This is a genomic window from Pseudomonas sp. F-14 TE3623, assembly GCF_053629015.1.
This window is the reverse complement of sequence record NZ_JBRJHM010000001.1, coordinates 5,881,471-5,899,652: the sequence shown is the minus strand read 5'-3', so window position 1 is coordinate 5,899,652 and position 18,182 is coordinate 5,881,471. Positions and strand designations below refer to the sequence as shown.

Below are 18,182 nucleotides of genomic sequence, written 5' to 3'. Positions count from 1 at the left end.
GGGCGGCTATCGACGGGCAGTAAGCCTGAGGTGTGATTAATGAATAAATTATTGTTGGCGGCGCTGATACTCGGGGTTTCCATTGTCGGGTTGAGTATCGGTTCGACCGTGCCAGTGGTCGCGCTGCGCTTGTACGAGGCGGGCGCTTCGAATGTGCACATCGGCGTGATGTCTGCACTGCCGGCGGCCGGCATGATGCTGTCGGCCTTTGTGGTGGACTGGATCTGCCAGCGATTGAGCCGCCGACATATTTATTTGGGGTGTTTCACGCTGTCGGCCCTGAGTATTGCCGCCGTCGAGGTCTTTGCCTCGACGTTGTACAGCCTCGCCTTGGCCAGGTTGGTGATGGGGCTGGCCGCGGGAATCATCATTATTCTGGGGGAGTCCTGGGTGAATGAAATCGCCGAGGACTCCCACAGGGGGCGGGTTGTTGCGATCTACACCACCTGCTTTACGATTTTCCAGCTGCTCGGGCCGGGGATGGTGGCCCTGTTCGGCACCGCTGGGCCACAGGTGATCGGTGTGGTGATTGCCGGGCATCTTTTGGCGCTAGGGATGATCTGGTTCACCTTGCCCAAACAGATGAGCTATCACGGACACTCTGAAAGCAAGACGTTCTCGGTGCTGGGCTTCATTCAAGTGGCTCCGGCGCTGTGCATGGGCATCATCTTCTTCTCGTTCTTTGATAGTGTGATTCTGTCGATGTTTCCGGTTTTCGCCGCCGATCACGGCTATGCCATCAAATTCGCTGCGCTCATGGTGACGGTGATCCTGCTCGGTGACGCGGCCTTCCAGTTTCCGTTGGGCTGGCTCTCGGACAAAGTCGCCAGGCCGACAATCTACCTGGGGTGCGGTGTGCTTTCTCTGGCAATCGGTGTGTGCCTGCCGTGGCTGATGAACTATCCCTTCTTGCTCTGGCCAAGCCTGGTGTTGCTCGGGGCCGTCGCCGGTGGGGTCTACACCCTGGCGATCATTTTGATCGGCGAAGGGTTCAAGGGCCCGGACCTGGTCACGGCGAATGCCAGCGCCGGGTTCTTATGGGGGGTAGGCAGTTTGCTCGGGCCGCTGGTCAGCGGCGCGGCGATGACAACCAGCGCCCACGGCCTGCCGTTGGCGCTGTCTGCTGCGGCTGCGCTGTTTGTGTTGTTTGCGCTGCCGCTGTTCAGGAGGACGGTCGGGGTGAAGGTGCTGGATTGAACGGATGAGTCCTCCCTTCAAGTCTAAACATGCAAGCGGGCTTGCTCGCGTAAGCCGCGACCCGGGCTCTGAGCGCTATCCCCCATGGCAGCAGCCCGCTGAGGCCTTGTCCTCATACCGATCGTGATGCCTCACCCAATCCATGATCTCCTCTTCATTACGGCCCTTAGGCGTGAGGTCGAGGTAGTTATAGGCGCCGACCAGCAGGTCCAAACCTCGGGCATAAGTTGAATAGGTATGGAAAATCTCCCCCGCTTCATTGCGATAAAACACGCTGAGTCCTGGGAGTTCTTCCTCGGCGCCGTCAGTTTTTTCGTAGTTGTAGGTAGCTTTTCCCGCGGCGACGTCTTCGGCTCGAGCCGAGACGCCAAAGTCGTAGTTGAAGTCGCAGCCTTCGGACGACACCCAGTCGAATTTCCAGCCCATGCGCTGTTTGAAGGATTGAAACTCGGCAAACGGTGCGTGGGAAACCGCGACCACGGCCACGTCGTGGTGGGCCAGGTGTTGGTTGGCGCCGTCGATGTGGTCGGACAGGAACGAGCAACCCGGGCAGCCTTCGTCCCAGCCAGCGGCGAACATGAAGTGATAGATGATCAATTGGCTGCGACCGTCGAACAGGTCGGCCAGGCTCAGTTCGCCGTTGGGGCCCTGGAAGCGGTAGGGTTTGTCGATTTTCACCCAGGGCAGGGCGCGGCGTTCGGCGCTGAGTTTGTCTCGTTCCTTGGTGAAGGCTTTTTCGTGGGCCAGGTGTTGTTTGCGGGCGGCGAGCCATTCTTCCCGGGATACGACCGGATGATTCTGAATGTTCATGGTGATTTCTCCTGCATGCTTTGGCGAAAGTCGATCCGTGCAGAGGGGTAAACCGTCTTACATAGCCTAGTCGTTTGGCCTGTGCCCTATTCGACATACCGCCGGTCGGTAGGGCGAAATAACCAGGCTGAACGGCCGCCCTCCCTGTCGGTCACAACCTATGAAGGCCATTTCACTCACGGGCTCTGGAGGTTGATCAGGATGACGACTTATAACTGGGATTTGCTTGAACGCTTGCTGCATGAAGTGCAGAACGGCGCTGGCCACAGTTTCACCCCACGACCCTATGCCGAGCAGTATGCGGTAGAGCAAGCGTCGAAAGGTGAGCCGTTTGAGAATCTGGATCACCTGAAAACGGTGGCTGGCGAGTACGAAAAGTTACTGTTGCTACGGGGCTATATCGAGCCTCGCCCAGAAGATCAGGGTGGCAATGGCGAGAACTACATTTTGACGCCTAGGGGCTCGAGTTTATTGAGCCTGATCGACAGCAGCATTCCGGGGAATGAACATCCGCGGCAGGTGCTGGATGAACAGGAGGATGCGCTGGAAGAGTTGACGTTTGATGAGGTGGCGTCGAAGGCGCAGATTGCCTGAAGATCGCGTTTACCCCCTGTGGGAGCGGGCTTGCTCGCGAATGCGGTGTGACAGTCGACATGGCTTTTGAATGTTAAATCCATTCGCGAGCAAGCCCGCTCCCACATTGGATTGTGGTGGTCCGCTTAATCCTGCCGCGCCGCTTTCAGGCATTGCAAATCAGTGAAATCCTTGCGTACGCCTTCAATCTTCTGCAGCAACCGTTCACGCTGAACCGGCGTACTCTCGGCCATCACGTCCACCAGCAACGCCCGAGCCTGGGCTTCGGTGTTGGCGAAGGCCTCGCGGTAAGCGGGCGTCCACAAACTCTCGCGATTCACCAGAAGTGTCTCGATTTGTTGTGGGAATTCTGGGCTCTGCCGTTGCGCAACTGCTGCGCTGAATTGCTGCTGCCAATGGGCACGGTTGGCAATCCATTGTTTGTTCTGATCACCCAAGGCATTCGACCAGGCCACTACCCGTTGCTGTTGGCTCGGGCTTAGCGGTCCGAGCCAGACATTCAGGCGTTTCTCCATGCGCTTGCTCCGCTCTCTGATCTGTTGCTCCAGAGACGGTTTGAGGTAGGCCTCCTGACGTTTGCGCTGGTCCTTGGCGAAGGCATCGTTCATTTCCGCGACTTGCTTGTCATCAAGGCCCTGCAACAACTCGATGGCCGACGGGGTGATTTGCCGGGCGGTTTCGGCGATGGCCTGTTTGGCTTCCTGGGTGCGGGTTTGCAGCGCGGCGTCGGTGATCTGGTTGGCTTCGACCATAGCCTGTAAACGATCCAGCCAGTCGAGGTAACCGGGCAATTGCGTGGTGCAGTGCCAGCTTAGGTGTTCTTTGAGGCGCTCGTTGAACCAGTCTTTTTGCTCGTGGTTCATTTCCAGATAGTCGCTGAGCGTCCAGGGAATGATCACGTCGAGATTGCGGTAAGCCAGGCCCACGCGGCTGCACGCGGCGACGGTGAGACTGAGGGTGATGATGACGCCGATCTGTTTCAACCAGTGCGACATGGCGAGTCCTTGCGAAGACCTGGTTTCTTTAAGGGTTCTCTTGTGTGATCGCGGGATGAGCCCGGCGGTTCAGCCGATTAATAGAAACTGTGTGCAGCCTTGAGCGTGACCAGGCCGTCGCACTCGGTATTGTGGCCGGAATAAGCGGAGCAATCGCTGCCGCTCAGGCTTGAATCACTGTAGATCAAGTCCAGATCGATGCCCATGAACGGCCGAGACAATTTCACTGACCAGTCGGTAAAACTGCCTACATACCCATCGTCGACGGATACCGGTGTATTGAGTTGGTGGGTGGTGTATTTCAGGCTGATCCCGATGCCGAACGGCTGATTGCCACTGAGGTCGGCGAAAAGGGTGCTGTTCTGTTTGTCCGGGTCGTTGCTGAAAGCCGCGCCGAAGCGACTGCCCAGCAGGGTCAGGCCGCCGAACAACTCCTGGCTGTCGAGGGTGTCCACTTTCGGGTAGCTGTATTGGATCATGCCCACTTCGTAACCGAGGGATTGATCGAAAGGCTGTTTAAAGCCCATGTAGGAATCGACTTCAAGGTTGCTCGACGGGCTCAGTCCCATGCTGGGGGACCATTGACCCACGTAGAAGCCGCTGTCGTGGCTCAGGTCGAGGCCACCATGGAACGAGCCGGTCGTCGAGGGCTTGACCAGACCTTGGGCCATGCTGCGGCTGGGGGTGGTGGCGAGCTTGAGATCGAAGTCGCCCAGTTCGCGCTGGAAGACTTGTGCAGGGGCGACCGAACACCACAGCAGGCTGCCGAGCAGGAAATAAGAGGGCTTGAACATGCGTCACTCCATGAACAGCGAGGAGCAGGTACGGAAAACCTGCTGAAACGCTTGATCCAGACACGTGCAAGCATACCGGCGAATGTTCGGCATCGAGGGCCGTTCGTCGATTTTTGAAATATTGATTTGTTTGATTGGGTATTGCGGGAGGGTTCCAGTCCAAGCGCTTCGAAGCTCAAAGCGCTTACGGACCAGTTAACGCGGGGGGAATTACTTTTTGCCCAGCGTGATCTGCTTGGACGGGCCGAACGTCTGGCCGCTGACGCCTTTGGCAATTTGCTGGATCTCTCCGCCGGACTTGAGGAACGCAGCGATCTGGTTGTTGATCGATTCGCTGGTTTCAACGGCTGGAGCTGGCTTTGCTTTGCTGTTGGATGCTTTTACACGCATGGCGGCCATTAACCTGTAGAAATTAACTTGGCCAGGCATCGTACAGGAAATACTTGACAATTGCTTGGTAAATATCCTCCCGAAATACACATTGGAGCAGCACGATTTATCGCAAGTTATTATTCGCAATGTTCCCCTAAGCTGCTGTTTTAACTAAGAACCCAAGTGAAGAAAAAGCGTTTTTCGGATGGGCTGGCGAGGGGGAAGAACAGCCGAACGGCCTGACGAGCGGCCAAACGCGCACGGCAAAACCCAGGAAAATTAAGGCCTTCGACGGATTTTCTTGCGCCACCGGGCCGGCCGCCGAACGCGGCCCGCAAAACCGGGTAGAATGCCGCCCACGCAATGAGGGTATTGGACATGGCTTTAGTCGGGCGCTACAACAGTTTGCAAGTGGTTAAACACACTAACTTCGGTTTATATCTGGACGGTGGCGCGGATGGTGAAATCCTCCTGCCTAATCGTTATATCCCCAAAGATATTCCCAGCGAAGATGAAGATTGGCTCAACGTTTTTATTTATCTGGACAGCGATGACAAACTTATCGCTACGACCGAAAAGCCAAAAGTTCAGGTCGGTGAATTCGCCAGTTTGAAAGTCGTTGAAGTCAACAGCATCGGCGTGTTCCTGGATTGGGGTTTGCCGAAGGATCTGCTGCTGCCGTATTCCGAAGAAAAGCGCCAGATGACGGCCGGCGAGTATGTCGTGGTGCACGTCTACCTCGACAAACACACGCGACGCATCACCGCGACGGCGCGTCTGGATCGCTACCTGGACAAGACTCCGGCCAATTACACCCCGGGTCAGGAAGTTGATTTGCTGGTGGCCGAAGCGACCGATATGGGCTTCAAGGCAATCATCAACAACAAGCACTGGGGCCTGATCCACAAGAACGAAATCTTCAAGTTCATGCGTGCCGGTAAAGAAGAGAAGGGCTTTATCAAAGAAGTCCGCGCCGACGGCAAGATCAGCCTGAGCCTGCAACCGGTGGGCGAAGAAGCTGCCACCAGTCTGAACTCGAAGATTCTTGCCAAGTTGCGCGACAACAACGGCACCCTGCCAGTCAGCGACAAGAGCGACCCGACGCTGATCAGCAGCATGTTCGGCGTCAGCAAGGGCAACTTCAAAAAGGCCATCGGTGCGTTGTACAAGAACGGCCAGATCGTCATTCACGCTGATCGTATCGAACTCAGCTGACCTTACGCCGGCCCCTGTAGGAGCTGCCGCAGGCTGCGATCTTTTGATCTTGATCTTTTACAGGCAAAAGATCGCAGCCTGCGGCAGCGCCTACAGAGAGGACGCGACCGCCATATGACGCAAGCGGCGATTTAAAGGTCTTTTGCAGACACCTTTTTCTGTCCATCTGGTTAATAATCGGCAGCATAATTTTTCGCCTCGGCACCTCTGTTCAGCCAGAAGTCCGGGGCTTTGCTTTTACTGTCGAGTCACTGCCATGGATTGTGTTGTCGAGGTGTTCCGGTGAGCGCCACCCGGCGTAGCGCCGATGGGTTTGCCCTGCAAGTAATGGTCGGGTTGTGCCTGATCTGGGGTGTGCAACAGGTGATGATCAAGTGGGCCGCGCCCGACATTGCGCCGGTCATGCAGGCGGCGGGGCGGTCGGGTATTTCCGCGTTGCTCGTAGGATTGTTGATCTGCTGGAAGGGCGGTTGGGATCAGGTCGGTAATACCTGGCGCGGCGGTTTGCTGGCGGGTGCGTTGTTTAGCCTGGAGTTCTTCTTCATTTCCGAAGGCTTGCAACTGACCACGGCGGCGCACATGTCGGTGTTCCTCTACACCGCGCCGATCTTCACCGCGTTGGGCGTGCATTGGCTGCTGCCGAGTGAGCGTTTAAGACCGGTGCAGTGGCTGGGGATTTTTCTTGCCTTCGTCGGCATTGCCATTGCGTTTGCCGGTGGCGTGTCGTGGGACAACCTCGATCAACGCATGCTGATGGGTGATGCGTTGGGCGTGCTGGCCGGCGCGTCGTGGGGCGCGACCACTGTGGTGGTGCGCGCCTCGCGTCTGTCGGAAGCACCGGTGACCCTGACGCTGTTTTATCAACTGATCGTCGGCTTTGTTGGCCTGCTGTTGATCGCGATCCTCAGCGGGCAGGTCGCCCATGTCAGCCTGACCACCGTTGCCGTGGCCAGCGTGTTGTTCCAGGGATTGGTGGTGTCGTTTTTCAGTTACCTGACCTGGTTCTGGTTGCTGCGTCGTTATCTGGCAGCGAACCTGGCGGTGTTTTCGTTCATGACGCCATTGTTCGGCGTCACGTTCGGCGTGGTGCTGCTGGGCGAAGAACTGAGCCTCAACTTTGTGATCGGCGCGGTGCTGGTTCTGCTCGGGATCACTTTTGTGAGCGCAGAACAGTGGGTCCGCCGTCGTTTGCGCAAAGCACTTGGGCAACCCTGACCGGGCTCAGCAACAGGCCTCCTGCGATGAGCAAACCGCTACCGGCGATTACCAGCGCCGGTTGCAATCCACCGCTGAAATGGCTGCTCAGCGCTGCCAGCAACGGCCCGCTGAGCTGGCCCACGGCGAAGCACGCGGTCAGCAGCCCGGCGTTGCGCTGGGTGGCATGGGGCGCCAGTTCCCGGGAGCGCTGCATCACCAGTTGCATGCAGGCCAGGAACGGCCCGCCACACAGGATCACCCCCAACGCCAGGCCGGCACCGCTGCCCAACAGGCAGGCGAAGACCCCGGCCGCCTGCAACCACAACGTTGCCATCAGCCAATGGCGGGTGGCGTTCGGGTTGTGCCGACGCAGGCTCACCAAGACCACCCCGATTGCTGCCGCCAGGCCGAAGCATGGCCAGAACAGATCGGCTTGCCATTGGCCATGGAACTGCGCGCTGGCCATCTGTGAGAGGAAAGTGGCCGGGATGATGTAGCCCAAACCGTACAACCCATAGATCACCGGTAAACGTCCGACATCTTGGGGGCCCGATGTAACGGCAGGCGGTGTCGCAGTGGAAGGGCTGGCCGGTTGCGGCAGGAACGGCAGAATCCCCAGCAGCATCACCAGTCCGACACCGGCATACACCAGCCACAAGGTCGCGGACGTCTGACCCAGCAGGTTCGAGCCCAAGGCCAATAATCCTGTCAGAAAAATCCCCAGCCCCGGCCCGGCAAATACCAGTGCGCCGAGCCGCGGACGACCGGCCGCCGCTGCCAGCGGTTGGCTCAATGCGGTAATCATCACCAACACCCAGGCGCTGGCCACGCCCGTGCCGAAACGCAGCACCAGATGCGCCCAGAACCCGTCGGCCCAGAACGAGGCAAGGGTCAGCAAAACACAGAGCCACAAACCGCCGAGCAGGCGCCGGCGAACCTGGTCGGGGCGACGGGCGAACATCGCGTCCACCGCGCCGACGAAGTAGCCGAGGTAGTTGGCGGCGGCAATCAGACCGGCGGCGGTCAGGTCGATCTGGCCTTCGCTGAGCAAGTGCGGCAGTTGCGGGGTCAGGGCGAAACGCCCGATGCCCATGGCCATCATCAGCGCGATGAAACTGGCGGTTAAGCGAATCAGAGGGGACATAGTCTGAGTTCCGTTTCGAGGATCAATGACCGTCAGGCTAGGACTGATTGACTTTCTTTAAAAATGAATAATAGTGAGCAACTTGTTCTGATTTGGAGAATGGAGTGGAATTCAGCCAATTGCGGATTTTCCAGGCGGTGGCGGAGGAGGGCTCCATTACCCGCGCTGCTGAACGCCTGCATCGTGTGCCGTCCAACCTGTCGACCCGGCTCAAGCAGCTCGAAGAGCAACTCGGTGTCGAATTGTTCGTACGCGAGCGTCAGCGTTTGCAGTTGTCACCTGCGGGAAAAGTCCTCTTGGACTACACCGCCAAACTGTTCGCCTTGCACGACGAAGCCCACGCGGCGGTGCAGGGCGGGCAACCGGCCGGGGATTTCGTGCTTGGCACCATGTACAGCACCGCTGCCATTCACTTGCCAGAGCTGTTGGCGCGCTATCACCGCAGCTATCCGGCGGTAAACCTGCAAGTGCAGTCGGGGCCCAGCGGCGAATTGCTCGAAGGTCTGCTCACCGGACGCCTCGATGCGGCGCTGGTGGACGGCCCGCTGGAACTGGCCGGGCTCGACGGCGTGCCGTTGTGCGACGAACGGCTGGTGTTGATCAGCGAGGCCGATCATTCGCCAGTACGCAGCGCGCTGGATGTCGAAGGGCGTTCGGTGTTTACGTTTCGGCAGGGCTGTTCCTACCGGATGCGTCTGGAAGCCTGGTTCGCCCATGATCACGCGGCCATGGGCCGGGCCATGGAGATCGAGTCTTATCCGGGAATGCTCGCCTGCGTGATCGCCGGCTCCGGCGTGGCGCTGATGTCGGAGTCGATGCTTGCCAGCCTGCCGGGGCGCGAAAGCGTGGCAGTGCACCCGTTGGCCGAGCCGTTCGCCAGCGCGACCACCTGGTTGATGTGGCGCAAGGGCATGGTCGGCGCCAACCTGAATGCGTGGATCGAGCAGCAGCAGGCGGTGTATCCGTCGGCAGCGATTCAGGCCCAGGCATTTGCTTGAACGGGCGTGCAAGGATTTGGATCAATTCAGTAACAGATCATTGCGATGTTGGACGAGCATTGCGTAGGACTTCGGACTATTATCAGTGCGAAGGGGCTACAGAACTTCGGCCGCTCGGCACTACCCTGAAGGGGGCACCATGAAAGAGAAAATCCAAAACTGGCTGCATGACCTGGGCGTCGCACTCGGTTTGATCGAACCGCCTCTGCAACCCGTGCCTATTCGCACTGACGACGAACAACGTCGCAGCCAGCAGCAACGCCGCCGGTAAGCCTGGATCTATTTGGCAAACGGGCTTGCCGTGGCGAGGGGGCTTGCCCCCGTTCGGCTGCGAAGCAGTCGTAGAATCTGCTGACGAGGTCTATCTGATTCAACCAGGCTGAATGGTTTTGGGGTCGCTCCGCGGCCCAACGGGGACAAGCCCCCTCGCCACAGGTAACTGCATCTGCCGCAAAAGATGCATGTGGCAACCCATCTCAATACCGCCCAATCTCAATCAAAAACCGGCTCAAGTCGTCGACGGTTGTCGCAGTCTTGAGCATCCGGTCTTCTTCGGCGGTAAACGCTGTCAATCCCAGCTGATCTTCCAGATGGAAGACCAGCTCTTGGATATCCTCTTTATCCAGCCCCAACTGCACCAGGTTGGAGTTGTCGTCGAAATCATCCTGATTTTCCAGCAGGCGGCTGATAAGGCGATGCACGGCTGTACGAACGGCGTCTTTGGTCATGGTTGTTCTTCGAGGGCGTTATTGTTGTTGTCCCTGGCGCTGAGTACAGCAGGCTTCAGGCGTGTCAGCGCTGCCACTCGTCTCATCGTAGCCAGCGTGCAAACGATCGAACCCGTCGCCTCACCTCCAACCACCGATCGCGGCTGACGATCTTCGCGGATAGATTCCTTCAGGCGAAAAAAACGGGTGTGGCAACCGACGCCGCACCCGTCGAAGAAAGCATCAAGTCGTTATAGAAAGCTTAGATCGCGCGCGCCACCGCAGCCGGGCGACGGGACAGCAAGCTGACCGCCACGAAACTCACCAGGCCCACGCCGAGGCTGTAGTAGATCGGGGTGTTGGCGTCCATTCCATCCTTGAACATGAACACCAGCGCGGTGATGAAGCCCAGCGCCATACTGGTGATCGCACCAGCGGTCGTGGCGCGTTTCCAGTAGATCGCCCCCATCAGCGGGATCAGCATGCCGCCCACCAACAGGTTGTAGGCCAGGGTCAGTGCGCTGATCACATCATTGACCACCAGCGCGATGCCCAGTACCGCGATGCCAGTCAACAGGGTAAACAGGCGATTGACGCTCACGTTCGATTGTTTGCCGCCACGCAGTTTCGGCAGCAGGTCTTCGGTCAGGGTGGTGGATGCGGCGAGCAGGCCGGCGCTGGCGGTGGACATCATGGCCGCCAGTGCAGCAGCGATCACCAGGCCGCGGATACCGTCCGGCAGGGACACTTTGACGATGGCGGCAAAGGCATTGTTGACGTTGTCCAGATCCGGAATCAGCACATGAGCAGCCATGCCGATCAGCGCGCACACCAGGCCATAGACAATGCAGTAGATCCCGGCAGACGTACCGGCGTACCTGGCGACTTTCTCGCTTCGTGCGGTGAACACTCGTTGCCAGATGTCTTGACCGATCAGGATGCCAAAGAAGTAGATCAGGAAGTAGGTGATGATGGTGTCCCAGCCGATGCTGGTGAAGTTGAAGCTGGCGGCCGGCAATTGCGCAACCAGTTGATCCCAGCCACCGACCCGGTACAGGCAGATCGGCAGCAACAGGAACATCAGACCCACGGTCTGGATACCGAACTGGACGATGTCGGTCAGGGTCAGGGACCACATGCCACCGATGGTCGAGTAAATCACCACCACACCGCCACCCAGCAGCACCGAGAGCCAGAACGGCAGACCGAAAAGCACTTGCAGTACGGTGCCGATCGCCAGGATCGAGGTCACACCGATCATCAATGCATAAGCCAGCATGATGGTTGCGCTCGCGGTACGCGCCATTGGGTTGTAGCGCTTTTCCAGCACCTGGGTAACGGTGAATACCTTCAGCTTCAGCAGCGGTTTGGCGAGGAACAGGTTCAGCGCCACGATGCCGCAGCCCAGTGCAGCACACAGCCAGAAACCGGAGATGCCATGAACATAGCCCAGGCGCACGGTGCCGACGGTGGATGCGCCACCCAGAACGGTAGCGGCCATGGTGCCCATGTAGAGACCAGGGCCGAGGTTACGACCGGCGACCAAATAGTCTTCGTGGGTCTTGGCCTTGCGCATGCCGTAGTAGCCGAGCACCAGCATTGCGGCGGCGTAAATGAGAACGACGAATAAATCCAAAGCCATGATGGCGTGTCTCCGATTGTCTTTTTATTGTGAAACAAAGTCGATTCTGTGGGGCAAACTCTCTGTGGGAGCGGGCTTGCTCGCGAAAGCGGTCTGTCAGTCACATCATTGTTGGATGTACCGCAGTCTTCGCGAGCAAGCCCGCTCCCACAGGTGGATCAGTGTCAGGCGGGCTGACGTAGCTCAGGCTTCGCCGTGGTGCTGGCGCCGTGGCTACGAACATCCTCCAGGCCAAACACTTCCCGCGGTTCCGGGAACAGGTTCAGCAGCGTCAGGTACACCAGCGAGGCCAGGCCGAGGGTCACCGGCAGGCTGATGTCGATCCCGCCCGCCAGATTCCCGAGTGGCCCGACAAACTGCCCCGGCAGGTTCACAAAGCACAAACCCACCAGCGCGCTCGGGATCCAGGCACCCAGGCCACGCCAGTTCCAGCCGTGAGTGAACCAGTAACGGCCACCTTTCTCGCCACGGGTGAACACTTGCAGGTCATCCGGGCAGTAGAAACCGCGACGTACCAGCAGGCCGATGATCATGATCACCATCCACGGGGTGGTGCAGGTGATGATCAGCACGGCGAAGGTCGACACGCTCTGCACCAGATTCGCCGCAAAGCGCCCGATGAAGATGAAGGCAATCGACATCACGCCGATCAGCAGTGTTGCCTTGACCCGCGACAGCACCCGCGGAAACACGCTGGACATGTCCAGCCCGGTGCCATACAGCGAGGTGGTGCCGGTGGACATGCCGCCGATCACCGCAATCAGGCACACCGGCAGGAAGAACCAGCTCGGCGACACTGCCAGCAGACCGCCGACGTAGTTGTTGGCCGCGATGTAGTCCGGTGCCTTGATCGCCACGATGGTGGCCGTGGCGAGGCCGAACAGGAACGGGATCAACGTGGCAAGTTGCGCAGCAATCACCGCCAGCATGATGCGACCCTTCGGGGTTTCACGCGGGATGTACCGCGACCAGTCGCCAAGGAATGCACCGAAGGAAATCGGGTTGCTCATGGCGACCAGCGCGGCACCGATGAAGGCGGCCCAGAAACCGGCCTGCCCTATGGCGACGGTACCGGCGAACTGGCTGTCGAAGGTCGGGGCGAACGCGAAGATGCCGAGCAGGAACAGCAGGCTGGCGGCCCACACAGCGATGCGATTGACCCACAGCATGAAGCGGAAGCCGTAGATGCACACGGTCAGTACCAGGATCGCGAACAGACCGTAAGCCAGGCCCAGTGTCAGGTCGGTTTCCGGGATGCCGATCAGGCGTTTCGCGCCACCGATCAACGCATCGCCCGAACTCCATACCGAGAGCGAGAAGAAGGCAATGGCGGTCAGCAGCGACAGAAACGAACCGACGATCCGTCCGTGCACGCCGAAGTGGGCGCCGGAGGACACAGCGTTATTGGTGCCATTGATCGGCCCGAACAGGCCCATCGGCGCTAGGATCAGCGCCCCGATTACCACGCCCAGCACAATCGCCCACACGCCCGCCTGGAAGGACAGGCCGAACAGCACGGGAAAACTGCCGAGCACCGCTGTGGCAAAGGTATTGGCGCCGCCGAAGATCAGGCGAAACAGGTCGCTGGGTCTGGCGTCGCGCTCATGATCCGGGATCTGTTCGACCCCGTTTGTTTCGATGCTGCTAAGGCTTTTTTCTTTGTTGTTGTTATTCATGATCTGCTCCGATCATAAAGGCGCGCTCATCGTGCGTGAGCGTCACCTGTTTGGCTAAGGGGGTGGCAGCCCTTCCGGCATTGCGGACAAATGTTCGTGGCAGGCCAGCCATAGGCCTTGTTGTTCTTGGCCAGACGTCTGTTTTTTGAAAACAATCGTCTCGCGCTCCTGGCTGAAGTGTTGCTCCCCTTGCATGCGCAGCTCGGTGGCCACGTCATGGATGAAAATCGCCACGTCACCCTGCAGGCTGACGAAGGCGTTGCTCGAGGTGCATGACAGCACCTCGAAGCCGTCCTCGGCGCGCCAGGTGTCCCACAACGCCTGATAGGCATCGCGCGACAGCAGGGGCTGCTCGAGGGTGTAGAACACGAAGCTGGCATCAACGCTGAATGCGCCGAAGTAAGCTTCGCGATCGTTACGGGCAAAGGCCGACACCAGTTCTGCGGCGGCGTTGAGTACCTGATCACGTTCGTTCATGACCGATCCTCAGCGATGGACCACACCCGGCAGTACGCAGAGCATTTCGTACAGCAGGTTGGCGCCCAACAGCGAGGTGTTACCGGTGGTGTCGTACGCTGGCGAGACTTCTACCAGATCGCAACCGACCAGATCGAGGCCTTGGCAGCCGCGCACGATTTCGATCGCCTGAATGGTCGTCAGACCGCCAATTTCCGGGGTGCCAGTGCCTGGTGCCCAGGCCGGGTCGATTCCGTCGATATCGAAACTCAAATACACCGGACCGCCGCCGACTTTCTCGCGCACTTCGGCCATCAGCGGTGCCAGGGATTTGTGCCAGCATTCTTCCGCCTGAACCACACGGAAGCCTTGATTGCGGCTCCAGTTGAAGTCATCAGCGGTGTAACCCTGAGCGCGCAGGCCAATTTGCACCACACGGTCGCAATCCAGAAGGCCTTCTTCTACGGCGCGACGGAAGGTGGTGCCATGGGCGATTTTCTCGCCGAACATGTGATCGTTCACATCGGCGTGGGCGTCGATGTGCACCAGGCCGACCTTGCCGTGCTTTTTATGGATGGCACGCAGAATCGGCAGGGTGATGGTGTGATCGCCGCCGAGGGTCAGGGGGATCACGTCGTGTTCGAGGATATTGTCGTAGGCCTCTTCGATGATCCGCACGGCGTCCAGCAGGTTGAACGTGTTGATCGCCACGTCACCGATGTCGGCAACCGACAGCGAATCGAACGGTGCGGCGCCGGTGGCCATGTTGTACGGGCGGATCATCACCGATTCAGCGCGGATTTCACGCGGCCCAAAACGGGTGCCGGGGCGCAGGGAAGTGCCGATGTCCAGCGGGATGCCGATAAAGGCAGCGTCCAGGCCAGCAGCAGATGGCAAATGGGGGAGTCGCAGCATGGTGGCGATGCCGCCGAAGCGCGGCATTTCGTTGCCGCCCAGTGGTTGGTGAAGAATCTTGTCCACGGGTAAGGCCTCATCGTCGTTGTTTTATTTATGTCGGCTGCACGCTCGGGGAGAGACGGGCACCGCTGTGGGCCGATTCTGCGAAATGTAGTGACCGGGAAGAATCGCTACGGGCAAATACTTAGTTCAGATTTTTCTAAACTAATGACGAGGGCGGAGATAGACTTGCCGTAATACAGAACCCCTGTGGTGAGGGAGCTTTTGTGGTGAGGGGGCTTGTCGGACCGCCGCACCGCCCCGTTCGGCTGCGCAGCAGTCGTAAACCGGCGCGCTGCGTTCTGTCTGATACACCGGGGGTGAATGGTTTTGGGGCTGCTGCGCAACTCAACGGGGGCAAGCCCCCTCGCCACAGTGATCTCCCATAGTCACCAAAAAACCGCGTTCCCTGGCACTTCGGAGCATCCAATGGCCAACGCTTTACCCGACCTGAAACTATTGCGCATCTTCGTCAGCGTGGTCCGCCATCAGGGGTTCGCCAACGCCCAGCAAGAACTCAACCTCTCGACCTCGGCCATCAGCACTTACATGAGCCAGCTCGAAGCGGCCCTGGGCCTGGTGCTTTGCCATCGCGGTCGCGGTGGTTTCAGCCTGACCAGCAAGGGCGAGCTGTTCCATCAGGAAACCCTGCGTCTATTGGCGGAACTCGAAGGTTTTGAACAATACGCCGCCGCCCTCAAGGGCGAGCTGCGCGGAACCTTGAACCTCGGCGTGATCGACTCCACCGTCAGCGACAAGGCCTTGCCGTTCGCCGAAGCCATCGGTGCCTACACTCAGGAACACCCGGCGGTGCACTTGCATCTGTCGGTCATGAGCCCCTACGAACTGCAACTCGGCGTGCAGGACAACCGCCTCGACCTGGCCATCGGTGCCTTTTCCACGCGCATGAGCGGTCTGGTCTACATGCCGCTGTACCGTGAGCAACACTGGCTGTATTGCAGCAGTCGCCACCCGCTGTTCACCGAGCGGCGCATCCCCGAGCAAGTCATCACCCAACAGCGCATGGTCGGTCGCGGCTATTGGAGCCAGGCCGAACTGGCGCGCCATGGTTTCAAACACAGCGCGGCGACGGTGGAAAGTATGGAGGCCCAGCTGATTCTGGTGCTGTCCGGCGCCTACATCGGTTACCTGCCGGAACACTACGCCCAGGCTTGGGCCGACAAAGGTGATTTACGCGTGCTACTGCCAGCGACATTCGGTTATCAGGCACCGTTCTCGATGATCGTGCGCCGTGGCCGCAGCCGCGAACCGCTGATCCAGACCTTTCGCGACCTGCTCAAAGCGCAGCTCAATCAGGCTTAAGAAAATGTCCAGAATCCAATGCCCACGCTGTCTACGCCCGCAAACCCATTGTCTGTGCCCGCTGATCCCGAGCCTCGACAGTCGCACTCGGGTGTTGCTGCTTCAGCATCCAAGCGAAGTGAACCACGCGCTGAACACAGCGCGATTGGCTGCGCTGGGGTTGAAGAATGCCGAGTTGATTGTGGGTGAGGTGTTCGAGGATTTGCCGACGCTGTTGAATCAGCCGGGCTATCAAGCGCGGCTACTGTTTCCCGGTGAGGAGGCGCAGCCAATGCAGGCCTACACCGCTAATGATGAGCCGCTGCTGCTGGTGGTTCCGGACGGCACCTGGCGCAAGGCGCGTAAAATGCTGCACCTCAATCCGTTGTTGGCGGCGTTGCCCAGAGTGACATTGGCCGAGGGCGGGGTGTCGCGTTATCGCCTGCGCAAGGCTCCGGGGCCGGGGGCGTTGTCGACGGTGGAGGCGATTGTGCAGGCGTTGCAGACGCTTGAGTCATCGGTCAGTTTTGAGCTGTTGTTGAAGCCATTCGAGGCGTTGATCGAGGGGCAGATTGCGGCGATGGGGGAGGAGGTTTTTCAGCGTAATCATGGGCCGAAATAGTTGTTGTTTATGCCGGCCTCTTCGCGAGCAAGCCCGCTCCCACATTGGACCGGGTTTCTTCAGGAGAAAAGCGATCAAATGTGGGAGCGGGCTTGCTCGCGAAAGCGGTAGATCAATCACAGATAATCCCAACAAAGACTACCTTTCCCGCATCGCCTCAGTCCGCGCTTTCAATACCGGTTTAAGCAAATAATCCAGCACGCTTTTCTCCCCGGTAATAATGTCCACCGTCGCCACCATCCCCGGAATGATCAGCAGCGGTTTCGCATCCCCGCCCAAGTGATTCTTGTCGGTGCGCACCTGAATCAGATAAAAGCTGTTGCCCTTGTCATCGGTGATGGTGTCCGCGCCAATCAACTCCAGCTTCGCACTCAACCCGCCGTAAATCGTGTAGTCGTAAGCGCTGAACTTGACCATGGCTTTCTGGCCCGGGTGCAGGAACGCCACGTCTTGAGGACGGACCTTGGCTTCGATCAGCAGGTTGTCTTCCAGCGGCACGATTTCCACCATGTCGTTGCCCGGCTGGACCACGCCGCCGATGGTGTTGACCTTCAGCATTTTGATAATGCCGTGAACCGGCGACACCACGGTGGTGCGCGTCACCCGGTCGTCGATAGCGATGCTCGAGGCAGTGATTTTCGACAGGTCAGTGCGTTTCTCATTCAGCTCTTTTGCCGCGTCTGAACGGAAGGATTGTTCGGATTCGTCGATCTTGCTTTTGATCTCATTGATTGCCGATTCCGCCCGGGGAATCGCCAGGGTCGTGGCGTTCAGCGAACCGCGGATTTCCACCGCGCTGCGTTTGAGCCGCAGGATCTCCACCGGCGAAACCGCCCCGGTGCCCACCAGCGGCGCAGACATGTTCATCTCTTGTTGCAGCAGGGCCAGGCTGGAACTGAACTGCCCCTGTTTGGAGCGGAATTCCGCCAGCTCCTGGGTTTTCTGTCGAAGTTGTTCGGTCAGCGTGCGCTGTTCGCTGGCCAGTCGGCGCTGACGTTGTTCGTACAGCGAGCGTTCGTCCTCGGCCACTTGCGGCGCCTTGGCGATGACTTCCGCGGACAGCTTGAACGGCCGGCCTTCCGCTTCGGCCGACAGCCGTTCGACCTGCGCGGTCAGTGCATAACGGTCCGCTTCGCTTTCACCTTTGTTCGACAGAAAACGCGTGTCATCCAGGCGCAGCAAGGTGTCGCCCTTGTTCACCATTTGCCCTTCGCGCACGAAGATTTCGGTGACGATGCCGCCCTCCAGGTTCTGGATCACCTGAATCTTGCTCGACGGAATCGCCTTGCCTTCACCCGTGGTGACTTCCTGCAACACGGCGAATTTGGCCCAGACCAGCGAGGTGATCAGCAGCGCCGCCGCCAGCCACACGGTGATCCGCGACCAGCGCGGCGAATCCTGCAACGAGGCGCCGGCGGTTTCCGGCATGAATTCGCTTTCGGCACTTTTGCTGAAACTGCCGAGGTAGCTTCGGGCCGCAGAATCCGGGGTTTGAGCAGACATG

At 59.1% G+C, this 18,182-nt stretch carries 20 protein-coding genes; 8 read left to right on the top strand and 12 right to left on the bottom strand.

The genetic code is table 11. The features are described from left to right. The first annotated feature begins 39 nt into the window (after positions 1 to 39). Positions 40 to 1,197 (top strand): MFS transporter, encoded by a 1,158-nt coding sequence (locus AB7M29_RS27380; protein WP_217854217.1) that lies wholly within the window; start codon positions 40 to 42, stop codon positions 1,195 to 1,197. 75 nt (positions 1,198 to 1,272) lie between these two features. Here the strand turns inward: AB7M29_RS27380 and AB7M29_RS27375 are convergent, their stop codons facing one another. Beyond that, a complete protein-coding gene (locus AB7M29_RS27375; protein WP_454248437.1) occupies positions 1,273 to 2,007 on the bottom strand; it encodes a DUF899 domain-containing protein in 735 nt (244 codons plus the stop codon). 201 nt (positions 2,008 to 2,208) lie between these two features. On the opposite strand from AB7M29_RS27375, the gene AB7M29_RS27370 reads away from it, so the two are divergent. Beyond that, positions 2,209 to 2,601 carry a hypothetical protein gene (locus AB7M29_RS27370; protein WP_052964917.1) on the top strand — a complete coding sequence of 131 codons (393 nt, stop codon included), beginning with the start codon at positions 2,209 to 2,211 and terminating at the stop codon, positions 2,599 to 2,601. Positions 2,602 to 2,726: 125 nt separating this feature from the next. Here the strand turns inward: AB7M29_RS27370 and AB7M29_RS27365 are convergent, their stop codons facing one another. From AB7M29_RS27365 to AB7M29_RS27350, 4 genes are all read right to left on the bottom strand, one after another. Continuing rightward, the gene (locus AB7M29_RS27365; RefSeq protein ID WP_217854214.1) at positions 2,727 to 3,596 is read right to left on the bottom strand and encodes a DUF6279 family lipoprotein; all 870 of its coding nucleotides are present in this window, start codon (positions 3,594 to 3,596) and stop codon (positions 2,727 to 2,729) included. Positions 3,597 to 3,673: 77 nt separating this feature from the next. After that, positions 3,674 to 4,390 (bottom strand): TorF family putative porin, encoded by a 717-nt coding sequence (locus AB7M29_RS27360; RefSeq protein WP_217854213.1) that lies wholly within the window; start codon positions 4,388 to 4,390, stop codon positions 3,674 to 3,676. 210 nt (positions 4,391 to 4,600) lie between these two features. Then, positions 4,601 to 4,789 carry a hypothetical protein gene (locus AB7M29_RS27355; RefSeq protein ID WP_017337097.1) on the bottom strand — a complete coding sequence of 63 codons (189 nt, stop codon included), beginning with the start codon at positions 4,787 to 4,789 and terminating at the stop codon, positions 4,601 to 4,603. A 140-nt stretch (positions 4,790 to 4,929) separates the two neighbouring features. Continuing rightward, positions 4,930 to 5,142 (bottom strand): hypothetical protein, encoded by a 213-nt coding sequence (locus AB7M29_RS27350; RefSeq protein WP_454248436.1) that lies wholly within the window; start codon positions 5,140 to 5,142, stop codon positions 4,930 to 4,932. Between AB7M29_RS27350 and AB7M29_RS27345 the strand changes: the two genes are divergently transcribed. Further along, complete coding sequence (locus AB7M29_RS27345; RefSeq protein ID WP_030131899.1) at positions 5,141 to 5,977, top strand: CvfB family protein; 837 nt, start codon at positions 5,141 to 5,143, stop codon at positions 5,975 to 5,977. The two genes, AB7M29_RS27350 and AB7M29_RS27345, sit on opposite strands and share 2 nt — an antisense overlap. Before the next feature lie 282 nt (positions 5,978 to 6,259). Next, entirely contained in the window at positions 6,260 to 7,192 is a 933-nt protein-coding gene (locus tag AB7M29_RS27340; RefSeq protein WP_454248435.1) for a DMT family transporter, read from the top strand. Here the strand turns inward: AB7M29_RS27340 and AB7M29_RS27335 are convergent. After that, entirely contained in the window at positions 7,128 to 8,318 is a 1,191-nt protein-coding gene (locus AB7M29_RS27335) for an MFS transporter (protein WP_217854210.1), read from the bottom strand. The two genes, AB7M29_RS27340 and AB7M29_RS27335, sit on opposite strands and share 65 nt — an antisense overlap. A gap of 104 nt (positions 8,319 to 8,422) precedes the next feature. On the opposite strand from AB7M29_RS27335, the gene ptrR reads away from it, so the two are divergent. Together ptrR and AB7M29_RS27325 are read left to right on the top strand one after the other, a co-directional pair. Further along, entirely contained in the window at positions 8,423 to 9,316 is an 894-nt protein-coding gene (gene ptrR / locus AB7M29_RS27330) for a putrescine utilization regulator PtrR (protein ID WP_052964911.1), read from the top strand. Positions 9,317 to 9,455: 139 nt separating this feature from the next. Continuing rightward, complete coding sequence (locus AB7M29_RS27325; RefSeq protein WP_454248434.1) at positions 9,456 to 9,587, top strand: PA1414 family protein; 132 nt, start codon at positions 9,456 to 9,458, stop codon at positions 9,585 to 9,587. 205 nt (positions 9,588 to 9,792) lie between these two features. Here AB7M29_RS27325 and AB7M29_RS27320 read toward each other — a convergent pair whose 3' ends face one another. The 5 genes from AB7M29_RS27320 to speB all read right to left on the bottom strand — a co-directional run bounded on the left by AB7M29_RS27320 (position 9,793) and on the right by speB (position 14,778). After that, on the bottom strand, positions 9,793 to 10,044 hold the full coding sequence (locus AB7M29_RS27320; RefSeq protein WP_454248433.1) for a phosphopantetheine-binding protein: 252 nt from the start codon (positions 10,042 to 10,044) through the stop codon (positions 9,793 to 9,795). A gap of 241 nt (positions 10,045 to 10,285) precedes the next feature. Continuing rightward, entirely contained in the window at positions 10,286 to 11,665 is a 1,380-nt protein-coding gene (locus AB7M29_RS27315) for a sodium:solute symporter (protein ID WP_454248432.1), read from the bottom strand. 164 nt (positions 11,666 to 11,829) lie between these two features. Then, positions 11,830 to 13,341 (bottom strand): purine-cytosine permease family protein, encoded by a 1,512-nt coding sequence (locus AB7M29_RS27310; protein WP_217854208.1) that lies wholly within the window; start codon positions 13,339 to 13,341, stop codon positions 11,830 to 11,832. A gap of 54 nt (positions 13,342 to 13,395) precedes the next feature. Continuing rightward, positions 13,396 to 13,818 carry a YybH family protein gene (locus tag AB7M29_RS27305; protein WP_448110412.1) on the bottom strand — a complete coding sequence of 141 codons (423 nt, stop codon included), beginning with the start codon at positions 13,816 to 13,818 and terminating at the stop codon, positions 13,396 to 13,398. A 9-nt stretch (positions 13,819 to 13,827) separates the two neighbouring features. After that, positions 13,828 to 14,778: an agmatinase gene (speB, locus tag AB7M29_RS27300; protein ID WP_030131905.1), complete on the bottom strand. Its 951-nt coding sequence runs from the start codon at positions 14,776 to 14,778 to the stop codon at positions 13,828 to 13,830. 405 nt (positions 14,779 to 15,183) lie between these two features. Between speB and AB7M29_RS27295 the strand changes: the two genes are divergently transcribed. Then, on the top strand, positions 15,184 to 16,077 hold the full coding sequence (locus tag AB7M29_RS27295; RefSeq protein ID WP_448724977.1) for a LysR family transcriptional regulator: 894 nt from the start codon (positions 15,184 to 15,186) through the stop codon (positions 16,075 to 16,077). 4 nt (positions 16,078 to 16,081) lie between these two features. Further along, on the top strand, positions 16,082 to 16,678 hold the full coding sequence (locus tag AB7M29_RS27290; protein ID WP_217854205.1) for a tRNA-uridine aminocarboxypropyltransferase: 597 nt from the start codon (positions 16,082 to 16,084) through the stop codon (positions 16,676 to 16,678). Between the two features lie 138 nt (positions 16,679 to 16,816). Here the strand turns inward: AB7M29_RS27290 and AB7M29_RS27285 are convergent, their stop codons facing one another. After that, a complete protein-coding gene (locus AB7M29_RS27285) occupies positions 16,817 to 18,181 on the bottom strand; it encodes an HlyD family type I secretion periplasmic adaptor subunit (RefSeq protein WP_123494640.1) in 1,365 nt (454 codons plus the stop codon). Position 18,182 lies beyond the last annotated feature (1 nt).